At 51.4% G+C, this 16,142-nt stretch carries 19 protein-coding genes and 2 pseudogenes; 19 read left to right on the top strand and 2 right to left on the bottom strand.

Features of this window, described 5'->3' with window-relative positions; genetic code table 11:
• Positions 1 to 29: 29 nt before the first annotated feature.
• Positions 30 to 470: a DUF3786 domain-containing protein gene (locus tag VSQ30_RS11045; RefSeq protein ID WP_334464081.1), complete on the bottom strand. Its 441-nt coding sequence runs from the start codon at positions 468 to 470 to the stop codon at positions 30 to 32.
• Between VSQ30_RS11045 and VSQ30_RS20635 the strand changes: the two genes are divergently transcribed.
• From VSQ30_RS20635 to VSQ30_RS10980, 14 genes are all read left to right on the top strand, one after another.
• Complete coding sequence (locus VSQ30_RS20635; protein ID WP_350339945.1) at positions 410 to 667, top strand: SoxR reducing system RseC family protein; 258 nt, start codon at positions 410 to 412, stop codon at positions 665 to 667. The genes VSQ30_RS11045 and VSQ30_RS20635 overlap by 61 nt on opposite strands.
• Positions 668 to 703: 36 nt before the next feature.
• On the top strand, positions 704 to 1,021 hold the full coding sequence (locus tag VSQ30_RS11040; protein WP_334464080.1) for an ArsR/SmtB family transcription factor: 318 nt from the start codon (positions 704 to 706) through the stop codon (positions 1,019 to 1,021).
• Positions 1,022 to 1,036: 15 nt separating this feature from the next.
• Complete coding sequence (gene feoB, locus VSQ30_RS11035) at positions 1,037 to 3,418, top strand: ferrous iron transport protein B (protein WP_334464078.1); 2,382 nt, start codon at positions 1,037 to 1,039, stop codon at positions 3,416 to 3,418.
• A 15-nt stretch (positions 3,419 to 3,433) separates the two neighbouring features.
• A complete protein-coding gene (locus VSQ30_RS11030; protein WP_334464076.1) occupies positions 3,434 to 4,399 on the top strand; it encodes a DUF1385 domain-containing protein in 966 nt (321 codons plus the stop codon).
• A 350-nt stretch (positions 4,400 to 4,749) separates the two neighbouring features.
• Positions 4,750 to 5,100, top strand: coding sequence for a helix-turn-helix domain-containing protein (locus VSQ30_RS11025; protein ID WP_334464074.1), 351 nt, complete (start codon positions 4,750 to 4,752; stop codon positions 5,098 to 5,100).
• A 336-nt stretch (positions 5,101 to 5,436) separates the two neighbouring features.
• Entirely contained in the window at positions 5,437 to 5,730 is a 294-nt protein-coding gene (locus VSQ30_RS11020) for a helix-turn-helix domain-containing protein (RefSeq protein WP_334464072.1), read from the top strand.
• 389 nt (positions 5,731 to 6,119) lie between these two features.
• Positions 6,120 to 8,048, top strand: coding sequence for an ATP-dependent DNA helicase (locus tag VSQ30_RS11015; protein ID WP_325233628.1), 1,929 nt, complete (start codon positions 6,120 to 6,122; stop codon positions 8,046 to 8,048).
• Complete coding sequence (locus VSQ30_RS11010; RefSeq protein WP_304424674.1) at positions 8,045 to 8,194, top strand: hypothetical protein; 150 nt, start codon at positions 8,045 to 8,047, stop codon at positions 8,192 to 8,194. Before VSQ30_RS11015 ends, VSQ30_RS11010 begins: the two co-directional genes overlap by 4 nt.
• Positions 8,195 to 8,259: 65 nt before the next feature.
• Positions 8,260 to 9,825 carry a recombinase family protein gene (locus tag VSQ30_RS11005; RefSeq protein ID WP_334464068.1) on the top strand — a complete coding sequence of 522 codons (1,566 nt, stop codon included), beginning with the start codon at positions 8,260 to 8,262 and terminating at the stop codon, positions 9,823 to 9,825.
• On the top strand, positions 9,822 to 10,328 hold the full coding sequence (locus VSQ30_RS11000) for a recombinase family protein (protein WP_334464066.1): 507 nt from the start codon (positions 9,822 to 9,824) through the stop codon (positions 10,326 to 10,328). The genes VSQ30_RS11005 and VSQ30_RS11000 overlap by 4 nt, the downstream gene beginning before the upstream one ends.
• Positions 10,329 to 10,452: 124 nt before the next feature.
• Positions 10,453 to 11,205, top strand: a complete 753-nt coding sequence (locus VSQ30_RS10995; RefSeq protein ID WP_162220944.1) for a metallophosphoesterase family protein — start codon at positions 10,453 to 10,455, stop codon at positions 11,203 to 11,205.
• Positions 11,206 to 11,537: 332 nt separating this feature from the next.
• Positions 11,538 to 11,879, top strand: coding sequence for a recombinase family protein (locus tag VSQ30_RS10990; RefSeq protein ID WP_334464065.1), 342 nt, complete (start codon positions 11,538 to 11,540; stop codon positions 11,877 to 11,879).
• Between the two features lie 65 nt (positions 11,880 to 11,944).
• Positions 11,945 to 12,550 carry a hypothetical protein gene (locus VSQ30_RS10985; protein WP_334464064.1) on the top strand — a complete coding sequence of 202 codons (606 nt, stop codon included), beginning with the start codon at positions 11,945 to 11,947 and terminating at the stop codon, positions 12,548 to 12,550.
• Positions 12,551 to 12,643: 93 nt separating this feature from the next.
• Positions 12,644 to 13,078, top strand: a complete 435-nt coding sequence (locus VSQ30_RS10980; protein WP_334464062.1) for a hypothetical protein — start codon at positions 12,644 to 12,646, stop codon at positions 13,076 to 13,078.
• 127 nt (positions 13,079 to 13,205) lie between these two features.
• On the opposite strand, the pseudogene VSQ30_RS10975 reads toward VSQ30_RS10980, so the two are convergent.
• Positions 13,206 to 13,448: pseudogene (locus tag VSQ30_RS10975) on the bottom strand (recombinase family protein); the annotation flags it as partial.
• Positions 13,449 to 13,636: 188 nt separating this feature from the next.
• Here VSQ30_RS10975 and VSQ30_RS10970 point away from each other — a divergent pair.
• The 5 genes and pseudogenes from VSQ30_RS10970 to VSQ30_RS10950 all read left to right on the top strand — a co-directional run.
• Positions 13,637 to 13,804 (top strand): annotated as a pseudogene (locus VSQ30_RS10970) (ParA family protein); the annotation flags it as partial.
• A gap of 267 nt (positions 13,805 to 14,071) precedes the next feature.
• Positions 14,072 to 14,260 carry a hypothetical protein gene (locus VSQ30_RS10965; RefSeq protein WP_334464061.1) on the top strand — a complete coding sequence of 63 codons (189 nt, stop codon included), beginning with the start codon at positions 14,072 to 14,074 and terminating at the stop codon, positions 14,258 to 14,260.
• Complete coding sequence (locus VSQ30_RS10960; RefSeq protein WP_161880119.1) at positions 14,242 to 14,430, top strand: SymE family type I addiction module toxin; 189 nt, start codon at positions 14,242 to 14,244, stop codon at positions 14,428 to 14,430. The genes VSQ30_RS10965 and VSQ30_RS10960 overlap by 19 nt, the downstream gene beginning before the upstream one ends.
• Positions 14,431 to 14,852: 422 nt before the next feature.
• Positions 14,853 to 15,458 carry an MptD family putative ECF transporter S component gene (locus VSQ30_RS10955; protein WP_334464058.1) on the top strand — a complete coding sequence of 202 codons (606 nt, stop codon included), beginning with the start codon at positions 14,853 to 14,855 and terminating at the stop codon, positions 15,456 to 15,458.
• On the top strand, positions 15,458 to 16,141 hold the full coding sequence (locus VSQ30_RS10950) for an energy-coupling factor transporter transmembrane component T (RefSeq protein WP_334464056.1): 684 nt from the start codon (positions 15,458 to 15,460) through the stop codon (positions 16,139 to 16,141). Before VSQ30_RS10955 ends, VSQ30_RS10950 begins: the two co-directional genes overlap by 1 nt.
• Position 16,142 lies beyond the last annotated feature (1 nt).

Raw genomic sequence — 16,142 nt, 5'->3', positions numbered from 1 at the left:
GACAGAAATCAAAAAGATGTGCAGAACTTTCAACCAATGAACATTGCTTCGTATTGCCGTTGGAGCCGGTCTAAGATGATCGTGCCAACAGTTACAGCGTCCTCTATGGACAAATAGTGGTCAGCACTGCCGTCCAGAAACAGCCGCCCGGAGCCGTCAATCTCATCTTCCTCCTCGGCCAGCCAGAGTTTCCATGTTACCGGGTACTGCGGGAGAAACGGAAGGACCGCGCAAAGATCGGCGTTGGAATTTTCCAGCTTCGCACCCAACGCGGTACAGACCGCTTGCAAGTTTTCCAGTGGCTTTTTTCCAAAATACAGGGCCATCGCCTGCTCGCAGGTGCGGTCAAACCCACTGCCGCGAACCAGTCCGTCCCGCAGTTCGCCGAAGGTAATGAATCTCTGGTTCAATGGCGTCCCGTCCGCCATCTCCAGGTAATGCAGGATCACCAGATAGCGCCATTCCTCCAATACTGGTATATTTGCTGCCTATGGTGGCATTGGTGCTGGGCGGAGTGATTGCATCGCTGTTTACAAGTGCAACTGGAATACAGATTGCTACCGCAGCAGTATGTATGGCGCTTGCGCTAATTCCAGCAAAACGATATGATCGACTGCTTGAGGAACGTGGAAAAACATCTTTTATCATTACTAAGCTTCTTACATGATGATGATAAGGAGTACCAAGGAGGGGCGGGTTTCTAATGCCGAGTGAAAAAGCACGCTCTTTTGAAAAGTTGAAAGAAAATGATTTGTATTTTTTAACGGAATTTTTCAAGGCGTTAGGAACTCCCACCCGTGTGCGTATTCTGCTGGTTCTTATGGAGCAGGACGCCTGTGTCAGCGACTTGGCGGACCGGCTGGGCCTGACACAATCTGCGGTGTCTCACCAGTTGAGCCTCTTGAAAGCCAATAAACTGGTGAGGCAGCGCAGGGACGGGAAAATGATCTTCTACACCCTGGTGGACGACCACGTTCGGATGGTCATAGAAAAAGGGACGGAACACGTTCTGTTGCGATAAACGAGGTATTGCACGATGACGATGGATCAGTTGAAACCTGGACAGAGCGCCTATATATTGTCCATAGGTGGAAGCGGTGCGCTCCGCCATCACCTGCTGGATATGGGGCTGACGCCCCAAACAGAAGTTACCCTTCAAAAAATCGCGCCCATGGGCGACCCGGTTCAAATAAAACTACGCGGCTATGAACTGACCCTGCGGCTTGACGAGGCGCAGAAAATCACCGTGGAGCAAGTCCACGAAAAAAAGGCTCTGCCACACAGCGAACAGCGGCGAACGGCTGTGACTCATCCGGGAATGGGTGAGCTTGGCAGGGTCAGAAGCTACCACTTCCACGATTCTGCGAACGAAATTCCAAAAGGAGCAAATATCAGGTTTGCTCTGGCCGGAAATCAAAATTGCGGAAAAACTACGCTGTTTAACCAACTCACCGGCGCAAATCAGCATGTTGGGAACTTCCCTGGTGTGACCGTTGACCGAAAGGACGGTGTAATACGCAATCACCTGGAAGCCGTTGTAACCGACCTGCCAGGAATTTACTCCCTGTCTCCCTATTCCAGTGAGGAAATTGTCACAAGGGATTTTCTGATGGATACCCGCCCGGATGGGATCATCAATATTGTGGACGCCACTAACATAGAGCGAAATCTGTACCTCACCATGCAGATCATGGAATTGGGTATTCCCGTGGTGCTGGCTCTCAATATGATGGACGAGGTTCGGGCGAACGGCGGTTCCATACGGGTCAATGAGTTAGAGGAAATTCTCGGCATCCCGGTTGTTCCGATCTCAGCAGCGAAGAATGAGGGCATCGAGGAATTGATCGACCACGCGCTCCATGTGGCGAGGTATCGGGAGGTTCCTGGGCGGGTAGATTTCTGCCCGGCCAGCGCCGATGAACATGATCCGGTAGGTGCGGTACACCGGTGCATCCACGCCGCAGTACATATGCTGGAACTGGAGGCAAAGGGGAAAGGACTGCCTGCCCGCTTTACCGCCACAAAATTGGTGGAAAATGACCATCTGATTGCGGAAAAGCTATCGCTTTCAACTGAAAAGCAGACGACCTTTGAACACATGGTAGCTATGATGGAGAAGGAAACGGGACTTGACCGGGAGGCTGCCCTCGCCAATATGCGCTTTTCGTTCATTGAATCCCTGTGTGCGAAAACAGTGGTGCGGCCCCATGAGAGCAAGGAACACCGGCGCAGCATGGCAATCGACCGGATATTGACTGGCAAATACACAGCCATTCCCTGCTTCGCTGGGATCATGGCCCTTGTCTTTGTTTTGACTTTTAATGTGATTGGAGCGGCCCTGTCAGATTGGATGGGAGCGGGGATCGATGCGGTCGTTTCGCTGATAGACCGGCTGCTCACCAGCGTCCAGGTCAACCCGATTGTCCATTCCCTGGTGATTGACGGTATCTGCGGAGGCGTGGGGAGCGTCCTGAGTATGCTGCCCACCATCGTGACCATGTTTTTCTTCCTGTCTATTCTGGAGGACACCGGATATATTGCACGGGTAGCCTTTGTGATGGACAGGCTCCTACGGAAGATCGGTCTTTCCGGCAGGAGTATCGTTCCCATGCTGGTGGGCTTCGGATGTTCCGTACCCGCCATCATGGCAACCCGAACGCTGTCCAGTGAGCGGGATCGCAAAATGACTATCCTGCTGACGCCCTTTATGAGCTGCACCGCCAAGCTGCCAATCTACACATTGATGATCGGCACATTTTTCCCCAAACAGTATCAGGCGTTGGCTATGGTGGGACTGTATGCGCTGGGAATCCTCTGTGGGATTCTGTATGCGCTGATTTTGAAAAAGACGAAATACCGCGGCGAGCCGGTTCCCTTTGTGATGGAGCTTCCCAACTACCGGCTTCCCTCCGCAAAGAGCGTATGGCAGTTGATCGCTGAAAAGGCCAAGGGCTTTGCGAAGAAAGCGTTTACTATCATTTTCGCGGCCTCCATTGTGATCTGGTTCTTGCAGACCTTTGATGTGAGGCTGAATGTAGCCGCTTCCGCCGACCAGAGCATCTTGGCGCTGTTAGGCGGAGTGATTGCCCCGCTGTTTATCCCGCTGGGCTTTGAGGATTGGCGGGTTTCTACCGCCTTGATTACCGGCTTTACCGCAAAAGAGAACGTTGTATCTACCCTGACTGTTCTGCTGGGCGGGGATGTATCTCTGCTGGGAAGCCTGTTTACGCCTTTCACCGCGATAGTTTTCTTGGTGTTTACACTGCTGTATACCCCCTGCGTTGCGGCAGTAGCTACTGTGAAACGGGAAATGGGCGGAACCAAGGCCGCAGTTGGAACGGTAATTGCTCAGTGCGCTATCGCATGGATCATAGCGTTTGCTGTGCATAGTGTGGGGCTGCTGGTTGGCCTTGTATAAGGAGATTAGATACCTATGCCTAAAAAGTATTGCGACACACCCTTCCAGACCACCTGCGGCGGTCAGGCCCTCATCGAGGGGATCATGATGCAGGGTCCGGAGAAACGTTGCATCGTGGTACGCAGACCAGATGGGACCACCGAATGTACCGTGGAGGCCATCCCACCGAAGAAAAAAATCTGGACCGTCCCGTTCCTGCGAGGCTTGGCGGGCTTTATCGGCTCCATGTCCTACGGCGTCAAGGCCCTCATGCACTCGGCGGAAGTGGCTGGTGACGATGAGATGGCGGATGAGGAGCCGACTAAGTTCGACCTGTGGCTGGAGAAGCGTTTCTCCACTGAAAAGGCAATATCTATTGCCCTTACCGTCTCCATGATTGTGGGGCTGGCCTTCTCCGTGGGGCTGTTCATTCTGCTGCCCTCCGCCCTGACGGGACTGATTGGTCTGGTCTGGAAAACCATACCTCTATGGGTGCGCAGCGTGATCGAGGGCGTACTCAAGGTGGCGATCTTCCTGTGCTATCTGATTCTCTGCTCCCGGATGAAGGAGATGAAGCGGGTGTTTTCCTACCATGGGGCAGAACACAAGACCATCTTCTGTTATGAAAACGGCCTGGAACTGACGATAGAGAACGTCCGGCCCCAGCCCCGGCATCACCCCCGCTGCGGGACCAGCTTTCTGTTCGTGGTCATTATGGCGTCCATTTTCTTCTCCATCGCCATCTTCACCCCGCTGCAAATCGAAAATACATTTTTGCGCATGGGCCTTCACCTGCTTCTTCTGCCCCTGATCGTGGGCATCACCTGGGAGTTCAACCGCTATGTGGGCCGTCACAGCAACGCCCTTTGCCGCGCCCTCCGCGCCCCCGGCCTTTGGATGCAGAACTTCACCACAAATGAGCCGGACGACTCCATGATCGAGGTGGCCATTGAGGCCCTGAAGCAGGTTATCCCGGAGAAGAAGGGCAGCGATAGGTGGTAACATCAATTCATAGTGTGTCTTTACTACACAGAGCATAGCATTTGCTATGCGCAGTGTAGGGCTGCTGATTGGCCGTGTATAAGGAGATTTAAGATGAATTTAGCGAGCATTATCATTCTTTGTATCGTTGTGGGCCTCTTTGCGGTGTCTATTGTTTGTTCCAAAAGTACCAGCGCAAAGAGCTGTAACGGCAATTGTGTGGAATGTGAATTTCGATGTAATAAAGAAAAATGAGGGAAAACCATTTTAGTGCTTTTCATAAGACCGCCTGTCAAGTGCGGCAAGGGAAGTAACTGCCCTTGCCGCCTTCCTTTATTATAATCCAAAAATATACTGGGGGAGGGAGCATTGTGCTGGGGTTGGACTTAGTTTGTTTGGGTAATCGCATTCGTGAAGCCAGAAAAGAATGTGGTCTTACTCAGCAAGAACTGGCAGATCAAACCGGATTAGCGGTCAAAACGGTTCAAGATATAGAAAAAGGGCGTAAAAATCCATCTTATGAAACCTTAGCGCGCTTAATGGAGCGGCTTGCAATGTCCCCTGATGCGGCGTTTCATTCAAAAACCATTACCCCGACTGAGGAGATGAAGGACTTCATTGAGAATTTCAAGTCATGCGACCCCAAGAGCCAGGAAATACTGCTCAAAACCCTTCATTTTTTAGCGGAGCAACTTCGTTCCCCTCAAGATGAGCCTGACTGAATCCATTTCATCGGCTAAGGTCTGTTACAAAGGAGTATCGTGAGCTATTTACTGATTAAGGAGAATATTTTCTCAAAAAAACTACAGCATTTTCACGGTACAACTTTAGAAAGAAACCGGCACTATTATTTAGGTCAAGTCGGCACTTAAATGCACATACTGATATAAACCAACAGAACGCCAGACGGTCACAAAGACTATCTGGCGTTCTGCTTTGTCGGTTTTGGTCGGATTTTCTGGTGCTGCAGTATCAATGGCAGCCCTACATAGCGAAATACCCGTAATCACCAAATCTCAAACCGATCACCCCTAAAATTTGAGATTGGAGATCAAACAATGTTTTATGACCAAGAAAAGTGCGGAGCGCGTATCCGCCAGATCCGCAAGCAAAACGGCTATACACAGGAAAGGCTTGCAGAGGAGCTGAACATGGACAGGAGCGTCCTGAGCCGTGTTGAAGCCGGTAAATATGTCTGCGGAGTGGATTTCCTTGCCCAAATTGCCAGCCTTTTTGGAGTCTCGTTGGACTTTCTGGTTTTTGGCAAGGTTCAAAGCCAAGAAACTGTACATCTGAGGGAATCCATCGCAGATCTCATCCGGCAGCTCGAACACTTCAAAAGGAGCATCTAAGAAAATGTTCGAAATTAGCACAGGAATGTGCTGATTCCTCTCTAAAAAAGAAAAGCCACACCCTTTAGAATATAACCACGGCGAGAGCCTCTGCACCTTGAAAATTGAACACCAGCAGTACGGATCACCACACGGACAGACGCACAGTGCGCGCCATGGCCTGGAGGGAGCGGAAGCTCTCTCCGGGCCGCGATAAAGCCTGTGCGGGGCAGCCAAGGCAAGGCTGCCCGTCATCCCAATGGGTTGAAAGCAGTAGAGACCCTTGGAATGTGTCCGTGAAGGTCCGCCAAGCCTTATCCGTTACTGTTCCCTATATCTCATCGGGGGTCGAGCTGAGAATACGATGAGTACTTATGAGAAAATGAACCATTACGAGGGGAATTTTACGGATGAATTACGACAATAACAGGCAAAACGCCCATAACGAGATCGACCACATATTCAAAGACCTTCTCCCCACCCGGAACATGGCGGAGCGTCCCGCCCAGGTGGCCCTTTGCCACCAAATGCTCAACGCCATGCTGGAGGGCGGCATCGCCCTGTGCGATGCTGGGACGGGGATCGGCAAGACCTACGCCTATCTGGTGGCCGGAACGGTGTACAGCCGTTTCCGGGCCGCCTGCGGGCTGGGGCCGAAGCCCATCCTGGTCTCCACCTCCAGCATCGCCCTCCAGACCGCGGCGCGGGACGAATACCTTCCCCTGCTGTCCAATGTGCTGACAGAGGACGGCATGATCGTCCAGCCCCTCCAGGCGGTGATCCGCAAGGGAAAGTCCCACTATGTCTGCGATGACCGTCTGGAACGGCGGCTGGGCCAGTTGGATCTCCGAAAGAAAAACTGGAGGGCCGGGAATGCCCTGCTTGCGCTGCGGAATGAGCTGGACATGGACGAGATCGCCCATCTCAGCCACTATGACCGGGAACGTGTCTGCGTCCCCCAGATCTGCAACTGTTCGCAGGAGACCTGCCGGTATCGTTTCTTTTTGGAGAAGTGCGATTCCGGGCGGTATCTTTTCCAGATCTGCAACCACAACCTGCTGCTGGCGGACGCCATCCACCGGGGCAGCGGGCGAAAGCCCATCCTGCCGGACACCTGCGCCCTCATCGTGGACGAGGCCCATAAGCTGCCGGAGACAGCCCGCCAGATGTTCGGGGTGACCCTGGCTGCGGAGGACATCCGTGCGCTCACCCACAGTCTGCGAGGGGAACGCTTCCTGCTGGCTGCAGAAGTCCTGAACGACAGCGCCAAGGGCCTGCTGCGGAAGCTGGACCGCCCGCCGGAGGACAGGCCCTTCGTCCACTACAAAACATCGCTGGCCGCACCGGAGCGGAGCCTGACGGTGATCGCCCGGCAGCTCCACGGCCTGCTCACGCCTGCCACCCGCAGGCGGCTGAACAGCGTGTCCTCTACGGTGTCCCTATTCCACCAGGGCCACCCGGATATGGTTTTCTACACGGAGGAAGATACTCACGGCGGCACCATGCTGTGTGCCACCATTTCCGATCTGACCGCCCAGCTCCGCCAGACGCTCTGGCGGCAGGAGCGGCCCGCCATCCTCACCTCTGCCACCCTGGCTGTGGGCGAGGACTTTCGTCGCTTCAAAGAAGAAACGGGCCTGCTCACCGACAGCCGTGTCACAGAGTCGGTCGCACTTTCACCCTTCGACTACCAGAAGAATTGTCTGCTATACTTACCGCAGGTTCCACCCAAGCAAAAGGCCGCAGCCTATTATGACGAGCTGGCAAAGGAGATCGCCGCCCTGCTGGACGCGGCCCAGGGTCACGCCCTGGCGCTGTTCACGTCTTATGCCGCCATGTCGGCGGTGAAAGAACGTCTGCCGGGCCACGGTCTGCGCTATCCGCTGTTCACCATGGGCCGCAGCGCAATCCATACCACGGAGCAGTTCAAGGCCAGCCCAGGCAGTATGCTGCTGGCGGCGGGGGCCGCCTGGGAGGGCTTTGACTTCCCCGGCGACTGTGTGTCCCTGCTGATCATCCCCCGCCTGCCCTTTGCCGTGCCAGACGCTTTGAAGGAAAAAGAGCGGGAGAACCATCCCACCCTCCGGTTGTTCATCCGGGCGGTGGTGGTACCGGAGATGCAGATCAAGCTGAAGCAGGGCTTTGGCAGAGCCATCCGCACCGAGACAGATACCTGCGTGGTGGCCATCCTGGATGAGCGGGCCGCCAAGGGCAAGCGCTACAGCAAGGATGTGCTGGCCGCTCTGCCGGAAATGCCTGTCACCGGCAGCCTGAAGGACGTGGCGAAATTTATCCAGTCGGTGAAAGGGCCGGACTATTTCCGGGAGGCATCCGCATGATCGACACAAAAAATGAACTGCGGTATATTTTGCTGACCCGCTTGCTGGAAAGGGCCGCCTCCGCTGGCCTGTTGACCCTGGAGGAACTGTACGCCGCCAAACGGCTGGCGCGGGATAAATACCGCCCCCAGACTGTTTGGGAATAGTGATAGCTATTCCCGCCAAGGTGTGGTAGTGTTGTCGGTACCCAGAGGAAAGGAGGCCGCGCCAGATGAGCAAAAACATCACCATCATCCCGCCCAGCGAGGCCAGGCCCGATGTTCTTCGGGTGGCGGCGTACTGCCGTGTCAGCACCGCGCTGGAGGAACAGGAGTCGTCCTACGCCTCCCAGATCCGCAGCTACACCGAACTGATCAGCCAGCATGAGGGATGGGAGCTGGTAGACATTTACGCCGATGAGGCGGCCAGCGGCACGAAAACGGACAAGCGGGAGGACTTCAACCGTCTTCTGGCCGACTGCCGGAAGGGCAAGATCGACCGGGTGCTGGTGAAGTCCATCTCCCGCTTCTCCCGGAACACCAAGGACTGCCTTGCCGCTCTGCGGGAGCTGATGCGGCTGGGCGTGACCGTTCAGTTTGAAAAAGAGAATATCGACACCGGAACGCTCACCACAGAATTGATGGTGAGCGTTTCCAGTTCTCTGGCCCAGCAGGAGTCCATGTCCATCTCGCAGAATATCCGCATGGGGTATCGCCGGAGAATGGAACGGGGTGAATTCATAGCAAGCAGCCCACCGTATGGATACCGGAACGCGGGAGGCGGACGGCTGGAGATCGTGCCGGAGGAGGCGGAAGTGATCCGCTGGGTGTTTGAATCCTATCTGAACGGACAGGGCATCGTCACAATCGCGGAAGAAATGAACCGCAGAGGTGTTCCCAAGAAACATGGAGAGGCAGCATGGATACCGTATGCTGTCGCCTGCTGGCTGCGAAACGAAAAATATACGGGCAATACCCTCTGTCAGAAAACTTTTACAACCGGATTTCCATACATCAGCGTGAAAAACCGGGGCGAAGTGGATCAGTTCTATATAGAAAACAGTCATCCTGCTATCATCAGCCAGGAAATATTCGACAAAGTGCAGGCCCTCCGAAAGAAGAAAAAAGCGCCCGCTTCTGCGCCGTCCAAATTCCCATTGACGAGGAAAATGATCTGCGGAAAGTGCGGCGCAACATTTTACCGCACTGTTGACCGGCACGGGGCAAATAATTGGGTCTGTTCAGGCCACAAAGACGGCAATAGGAATGGGAAGGGCGCCTGCCCAAACCTGTCTGTCCGGGAGAGAGATATCTACACGGCCTTTATTCGGATGTACAACAAGCTGCGGCTCCATGAGGGCATCATCCTGCGGCCCGCTCTTGACCAGATGGAGGCTCTGGAATCCGCTGTGCAGCGGGAGAATCCAGCCATGCTGGAGGTCAATCGGGCCATCGCCCAGGCTACCGAGCAGAACTATAAGATCAGTAAACTCCGCGCCAGCGGTCTGCTGGACGCGGACGCCTGTGCCGCCAAGCTGGCCGCCCTGGACGCACAGCTGACCCAGCTCCGGGCCAAACGGCGGAGACTGCTGAGGAATGATGACATCAGCGAAATGGCGGATGCCCTGCGTCAGACTGTGGAAACACTTCATCAAGGGCCGGAACAGATGGATGAGTTCGATGAGGATTTGTTCAACGAGATGGTTGAGAAAATCACAGTGGATACCGACCATGTTCTGCGGTTCCGCCTGAGAGGCGGTTTTGATGTGGCTGAACCGCTCTGGAGGGAAACGAGATGAACAGAAAAATGCCATACGGTTATCAGATACAGAACGGGATGATTGTTACTCAATCCCAGGAAGCAGCGGGCGTAAAACGGATATTTTCCCTCTACCTCGCGGGAAAAAGCCGGGATCAGATTGCGGACGCCTTAAATACGGAGGGCTACTGTTACAGTGCGGAAAGCCCCAAGTGGGATAAAAACCGAGTCAGGCAGGCGCTTGAAAATCCACGCTATATGGGAGCGCACGACTACCCAGCGATTATAGCTGATGAGACCTTCCGCATGGCACAGGCAATGAAAGAAAAAAGGACCCGCAAGCGGGGAAATCATCCAGCATTGTGCCTGACCCCAAAGCTTCACTGCGGTCATTGCGGCCACAGCCTGCGCCGGATCACAAATCCTGGGGCGGCTTGGCGCACTCCAGCAGGACGAGGAACAGCGGGCCGGTCAGGAGGCCAGACTGCGGGAGCTGGCGGAGTGGCTGAAGAAGCAGAAGTCCGAATTTGCCGAGTACGATGATTCTATCACCCGCAGGTATGTGGAGAGGATCACCGTTGTGGATGCCGAAACCATCCGCATCAAGTTCCGATATACCGATGTTGAGATCGACAGGGCTGTCAGGACATAATCAGGAGAATACACCATGGAAATTTACATCACGGGAGACCTCCACGGAGATCTCCGGCGCTTCCAACCGGAAATCTTCTACGAGCAGGAGGGCCTTACAAAAGAGGACCTCGTACTGGTGGCAGGTGACTTCGGCTGTGTGTGGCACGGCGATGAGCGGGATGACGAGGGCCTGGACTGGCTGGAGGGACGGCCCTTCACCACGGCCTTTGTGACCGGGAACCACGAAAACTACGATGCCCTGCGGAAATATCCGCTGGCGGAGTGGCGAGGCGGAAGCATCCGGCGAATCCGTCCCTCGGTGATCCTGCTGGAACGGGGCCAAATATTTGACCTGGGCGGAAAACGATTCTTCACCATGGGCGGAGCCAGCAGCCATGACATTCAGGACGGCATCCTGGAGCCGGACGATCCTCTGTTTAAGAAGAAATGCAGGGAGTTGGACGCCAGGGGCGCGATGTACCGGGTGAACCACCTGTCCTGGTGGAAGAATGAGTTGCCCAGCGAGGATGAGTACCAGACCACCAGAGCCAGTCTGGACAGAGCGGGCTGGGAGGTGGACTACATCCTCACCCACTGCTGTCCCACCAGTGTGCAGGACATATTCAGCGGCGGGCTTTATCAGAGGGACGCCCTAACAGAGTTCTTTGATGAGGTACGCCAACGGTGCCGGTTCAAATACTGGTTTTTCGGACACTACCACGAGGATATGGTCATAGAAAAGAAATATGTGATGCTCTACGAACAAATCATTAAACTTAAACTGTGAAAAGAGTCCGGCAGGGCGGGAACTTGTTCCCGCCCTGCCGGACTCTTTTCCGTTAAAGCCACAATTCGCCGCAGGCTGGCAGTATGTGCCTGAATTCCTTGCGCTGCAACGCTTACCCAGGTGCATCTTTTTTATCTACAGAAGGAATGGTAGACAATGCCTGCATATTACGTCACTTATACGCAGGTTTAATCGATATTTGGCGAATCTGTTGCAAATCGCCTTTGGAAATTGGTGAAAATCACATATTGAGAGGTATTGTTATGCAGGCTTAGACGAGGCTCTTCGTACTAAAACCTGCTTTTATTCATGCTTAAGAAAGTGAGGCAATCATGAAAATTCCGTATGGATATGCTTTAATCAACAAGGAAATCATTGTCAATGAGGAAAAGGCAGATGTTGTCCGTAATATATTTGGATACTATCTTGCTGGAGCCAGTCTAGGGAAAATTGTAGATATGCTTTACACAAAGGGCATCCTTTCCCCATCTGGTAATCCGAAGTGGGGCAGAGCAGCAGTGGACAAACTCCTAGCTAATGCAAAATATATACCCATTGTTGGTGTGGAAATATATATGGATGCTCAGTTTGAGCGGGAGCGCCGATGCAACGTAGATTACGATAAAGCTGGACATCCCAGAAAAACGTCCAGATATCAATCCCCATCCTTTTAAATAAATTGATACTACCCAAATCTCACTTTTTCTGCTATACTGGTAGAAAAGGGGAGAACTAGATCATGATGCCGGAAGAAATAAGTAACCTATACATACGTATTGCCTTCCAGTATGAGTCTGCGCTTAATCAGCTTGTCGATAAGGGCCTGGTGGATATGGATTTGGCGGACAAGTCCAGGCAAACCTTTTACAACACATTGGATGAAGAAAAACTGCGGACAGCTCAAAAGATTAGGAACCATACGGAGATCATACGCCGTTACATGAGAGGCATGATTTGTGAGGGCATGGTTTCATTGACAGAAGTAGCAAGGCAGTACTCAAAGGATTCTCCTGGGTATATCATTCAAAGCTGGATGCGAAGCCGCAATACTTTGGAGTTTCTTCGTCAATGGGAAAATGACATGAATGGTGAATTTGATGATAGGGCTTGTGAGGAATTGATTTACCAGGCACATACGACATCGCTGACAGTTACACCATCTTTGTGGATCAGGAGGACACACGCTGTTGGGATGCGTGTGAAGCAGGGCAAAGGTGGAGGCGTAAGTGCTTATCCTGAGATCGCAGCAGACTTTCATTTATGGCTTGATCCTGCGGAAAGATTAGCATTGCTCCGCTTGTCTCAGGAGATAAGAAGCAACGGAGAGGCGAAATCATGTAATTAGGGATAAAAGAATGCGGCAAGGCTACATCCAACGATTTCTATAAAGTCTTAGATAAACTATTTATATTGCATAAATAAAGGAGCGTGAAGTATTGTGGCCGTAAATGTCGATGAACATTTTAATGAAATGAAGCAGTCTTTTTTAGCAAGTGCTATTACCGATATTTCGTGCTATATTCAACTTGCTGACACAAAAGTATCTATAATTATGGGTGCTCTTGTTGCGCTTATCGCTGGTGTTCTGGCATGCTATGAGCCTATAATAGAGGTTGTTTCAAATATTAAACCGTGTAGCTGGGTTGGGGTCAGTGTTGCTATTTTTTCAATTCTATGTTTATCCAGCGTTATTGCAGTATTTGTACTGGGAATATTAACTATTCGTGGGCATAGCTCCATTATCGATTACAAATCAAAGGGTATTTACCGAAATCTTCCAAGGAGTATTCATTTGATAAATATAGACAAGATGTTCTCTCAATGTCAGACAAAGACATCATTGAAAACATGGCGGCGGAATTATATAAATTAAATGACATAAATAGGCAGAAATCCAAGACAATGAAGTGGACAATTTATTCTTTTTCCTTTGTACTTTTTTCTGCAGCTGTTCTTGGGGCCCTGCTTCTAATATCTACACGGTGAGGGATTAAAATGGCTATTTTTTCCTCTTTCAGAATACGGGCAATCTGTGTCGGTCCGTACCCCTCTAAGCATAAGCGGAAAATCCGGCGCACCACTTTGGCGGCTTCTTCATCTACAATCCAATGCTTTTTGTTGTCGGGGTCTTTCATGTAGCCATAGGGCGGGTTACTGCAAAGATGTTCCCCCGCTTCCCCCTTTGACTTCATCACAGCGCGGATTTTCTTACTTGTGTCCTTTGCGTACCACTCGTTGAACACAGGTTATTGGGGAAAGGGAAAGCAAACAGGCAAAAATCCAGTATTCATGCGGGTTTGCGGCGAGATGGCTCTCAAAAGCTAACCTCACAAAAGACAGATTATTGCACAATCACATATCGTTTCTAAGGGAGAATGTTGATTCCGGTCACATTCTCCCTTTTTTTATACCAAGAAACGAGGTGATTATCTTGAACACGCAAATCATCGCCATCGCCAACCAAAAGGGAGGTGTGGGCAAGACCACAACCTGTGCTAACTTAGGGATTGGGCTGGCACAGGCGGGAAAGAAAGTGCTGCTCATTGACGGGAACCCGCAAGGGAGCCTGACCATCAGCCTGGGCAATCCCCAGCCGGATAATGCGGATGAAAACAAGACGCATATCCTTAACGCTCTCACTCTTTCCGAGTGGGAGGAATGCGAAGTCCGCCGCCGGATTGCAATACTGTTGGAGCCGCTTGCCGAGGACAAAGACTGCTATCTGCAATTCATGGACAGATACCTGAAAGCCTATCAGAAAAACAACGGATATATCGGGGAGCCGGACGAACTTTGAATTGCAAAAGTGAATTGATTTATTTGAAGTATCAGCCAATAAACTATGAAATACGAAAGGGGAACAGAAATGGAACTGAACTATTTTAGGGACAGGCTTTTTGATTTACTGAATGACAGCGAGGGGATGGGGATTACCGACCTGAACACAGACGAGCGGAACGGATTACTTACTGTCATGACTGACGACGGGAATGTATTTGAAATCGTATGCCAGCAGGCAGCGGGAAAGGGGGACGGATGGATGACCGCAAGCTGACTGTATGTTACGGGCGTGGCAATTACAAGCAGGCTCCGCCGCAGATTGTTTTACAAGGAAAATGGCTGGAACAGACCGGATTTTCCGCCGGGGACAAAATCACCGTGAAATGCCAGCAGGGGCAGCTTATCATCACAAAGAACGGAACAAAGAAAGATTCAGAGGAATAAAATTTTCTGTCAATCTCGGAAACCTCCTAACGGCGCAAAATGCGCCGCCCCTCTCCTGCGCGGATGTGCAGGAGTAAGCGACCGCAGGGAGCGCAAAGCCACGCCGATAGGCGTGTTCGGTCGGACGCGCAAGCGGACGCCTGGGGCTTGGGGGAACCCCAACAAGCGAGCCGGAATATCCCAAAAGGATATTCCGGCTCATTGCTTGCCTACGATATGGAAAATGTCTAATATCAGCGGCTGTCGGAAGATTTTGACATCGGTATGCGAATATGAAAAATAAAAGTCTTATCGGAACAAAAAAGACCGATTGGAGTGGAAAAGCATTTCCTCATCTGCTATCATATTTCACTGGAAGCGCCGGAGGGCGCTTTCATTAAGATAATGCATTAGCGAAAACTAACCAAAAGGAGGATAAACTAATGTCAAATGCAAACACAGACAAAAAAATGAAGGGGAAAGACCTCATTACAATCGGTATCTTTTCTGCGATTTACTTCGTAATCAACTTTGCTTTTATGCTGATGGGTGGTATTCATCCTGTTCTCTGGATGTTGATGCCTGGATTTATCGCTGTCTTTGCCGGGATTCCATTTATGCTGATGGCGGCAAAGGTGCAGAAACCAGGAGCAGTCTTTTTGATGGGATTGATTACGGCGTTGATCTATTTTGCCACAGGACAATTCACTCTGGTAATCTTGATTTCTATGGCCTCCACCTGTATTCTGGCAGAGGTGGCCCGCATTGTTACGAAGTATAACAGCTTTAAGGGCAACTCTGTCGCTTATGTGATTTTTTCACTCGGCATGGTAGGCTCCCCTTTACCGATCTGGCTGTTCAAAGCAGATTTTCTGGCTCAAATTACAGAGCAGGGGATGCCCGCTGATTATGTGTCAGCGGTAGAGGCTCTTTCTTCCAATGCCATGCTGATTGTCCTGTTTGTAGCTCCGATCATTGGCGGGATTATCGGCGCTTTTATTGCAAGGGGACTGTTCAAAAAGCATTTTGTAAAGGCGGGAATTGTGTAATGGATCGTTCTGGCAGAAAACATACATTAAAATTTGACCCTCGGACAGAACTTCTTTTGTTGGTAATGGCAAATGTGGTGGCATTTACACAACATTCCATATGGGTAGAAATTGCATGGGTTGTTTCGCTACTCCTGCTGATTATTGCCTGCGGCTGCAAAAAAGCCGCAGGCAAATTGGCAGTTGCTTTTGGGATTTGCCTGCTCTTGCAATATTATATTTTCCCCAACGGCCCGAAGATTTTAGCCAGCAGTTTTACAATTCTGGTTTCCTATGCAAGAAAGATTTTTCCCTGTCTGATTGTGGGAACCTTGATATTACAGAAAACGCCGGTAAGGGAATTGATGGTTGCTCTCCGTAAATGCCATATTCCGCAAGGTCTGATTATCCCTCTGTCGGTAACAATCCGCTATTTTCCTGCACTAAAAGAGGAAGTGGGATATATAAGGGATGCCATGAAGCTGCGTAATATTCATGGAATAGAGAAAATAGAATGTCTGCTTGTACCGATTATGATTTCAGCCACTACAACCGCAGAAGAATTATCTGCCGCTGCTGTCACAAGGGGAATTGAAAATCCGGCTCATAAGACGAGCATGATTGTTATGAAATTCGGAGGACAGGATTTTCTATGTCTGGCATTTGGAGTTATGTTTTGTTTTATTTCGATTATGGTTGGATAGG

The organism is Acutalibacter sp. JLR.KK004 (assembly GCF_036941085.1).
Taxonomy (GTDB): domain Bacteria; phylum Bacillota; class Clostridia; order Oscillospirales; family Acutalibacteraceae; genus Acutalibacter.
The sequence above is the reverse complement of the archived record's forward strand: the minus strand, read 5'-3'. Positions and strand labels throughout refer to the sequence as shown.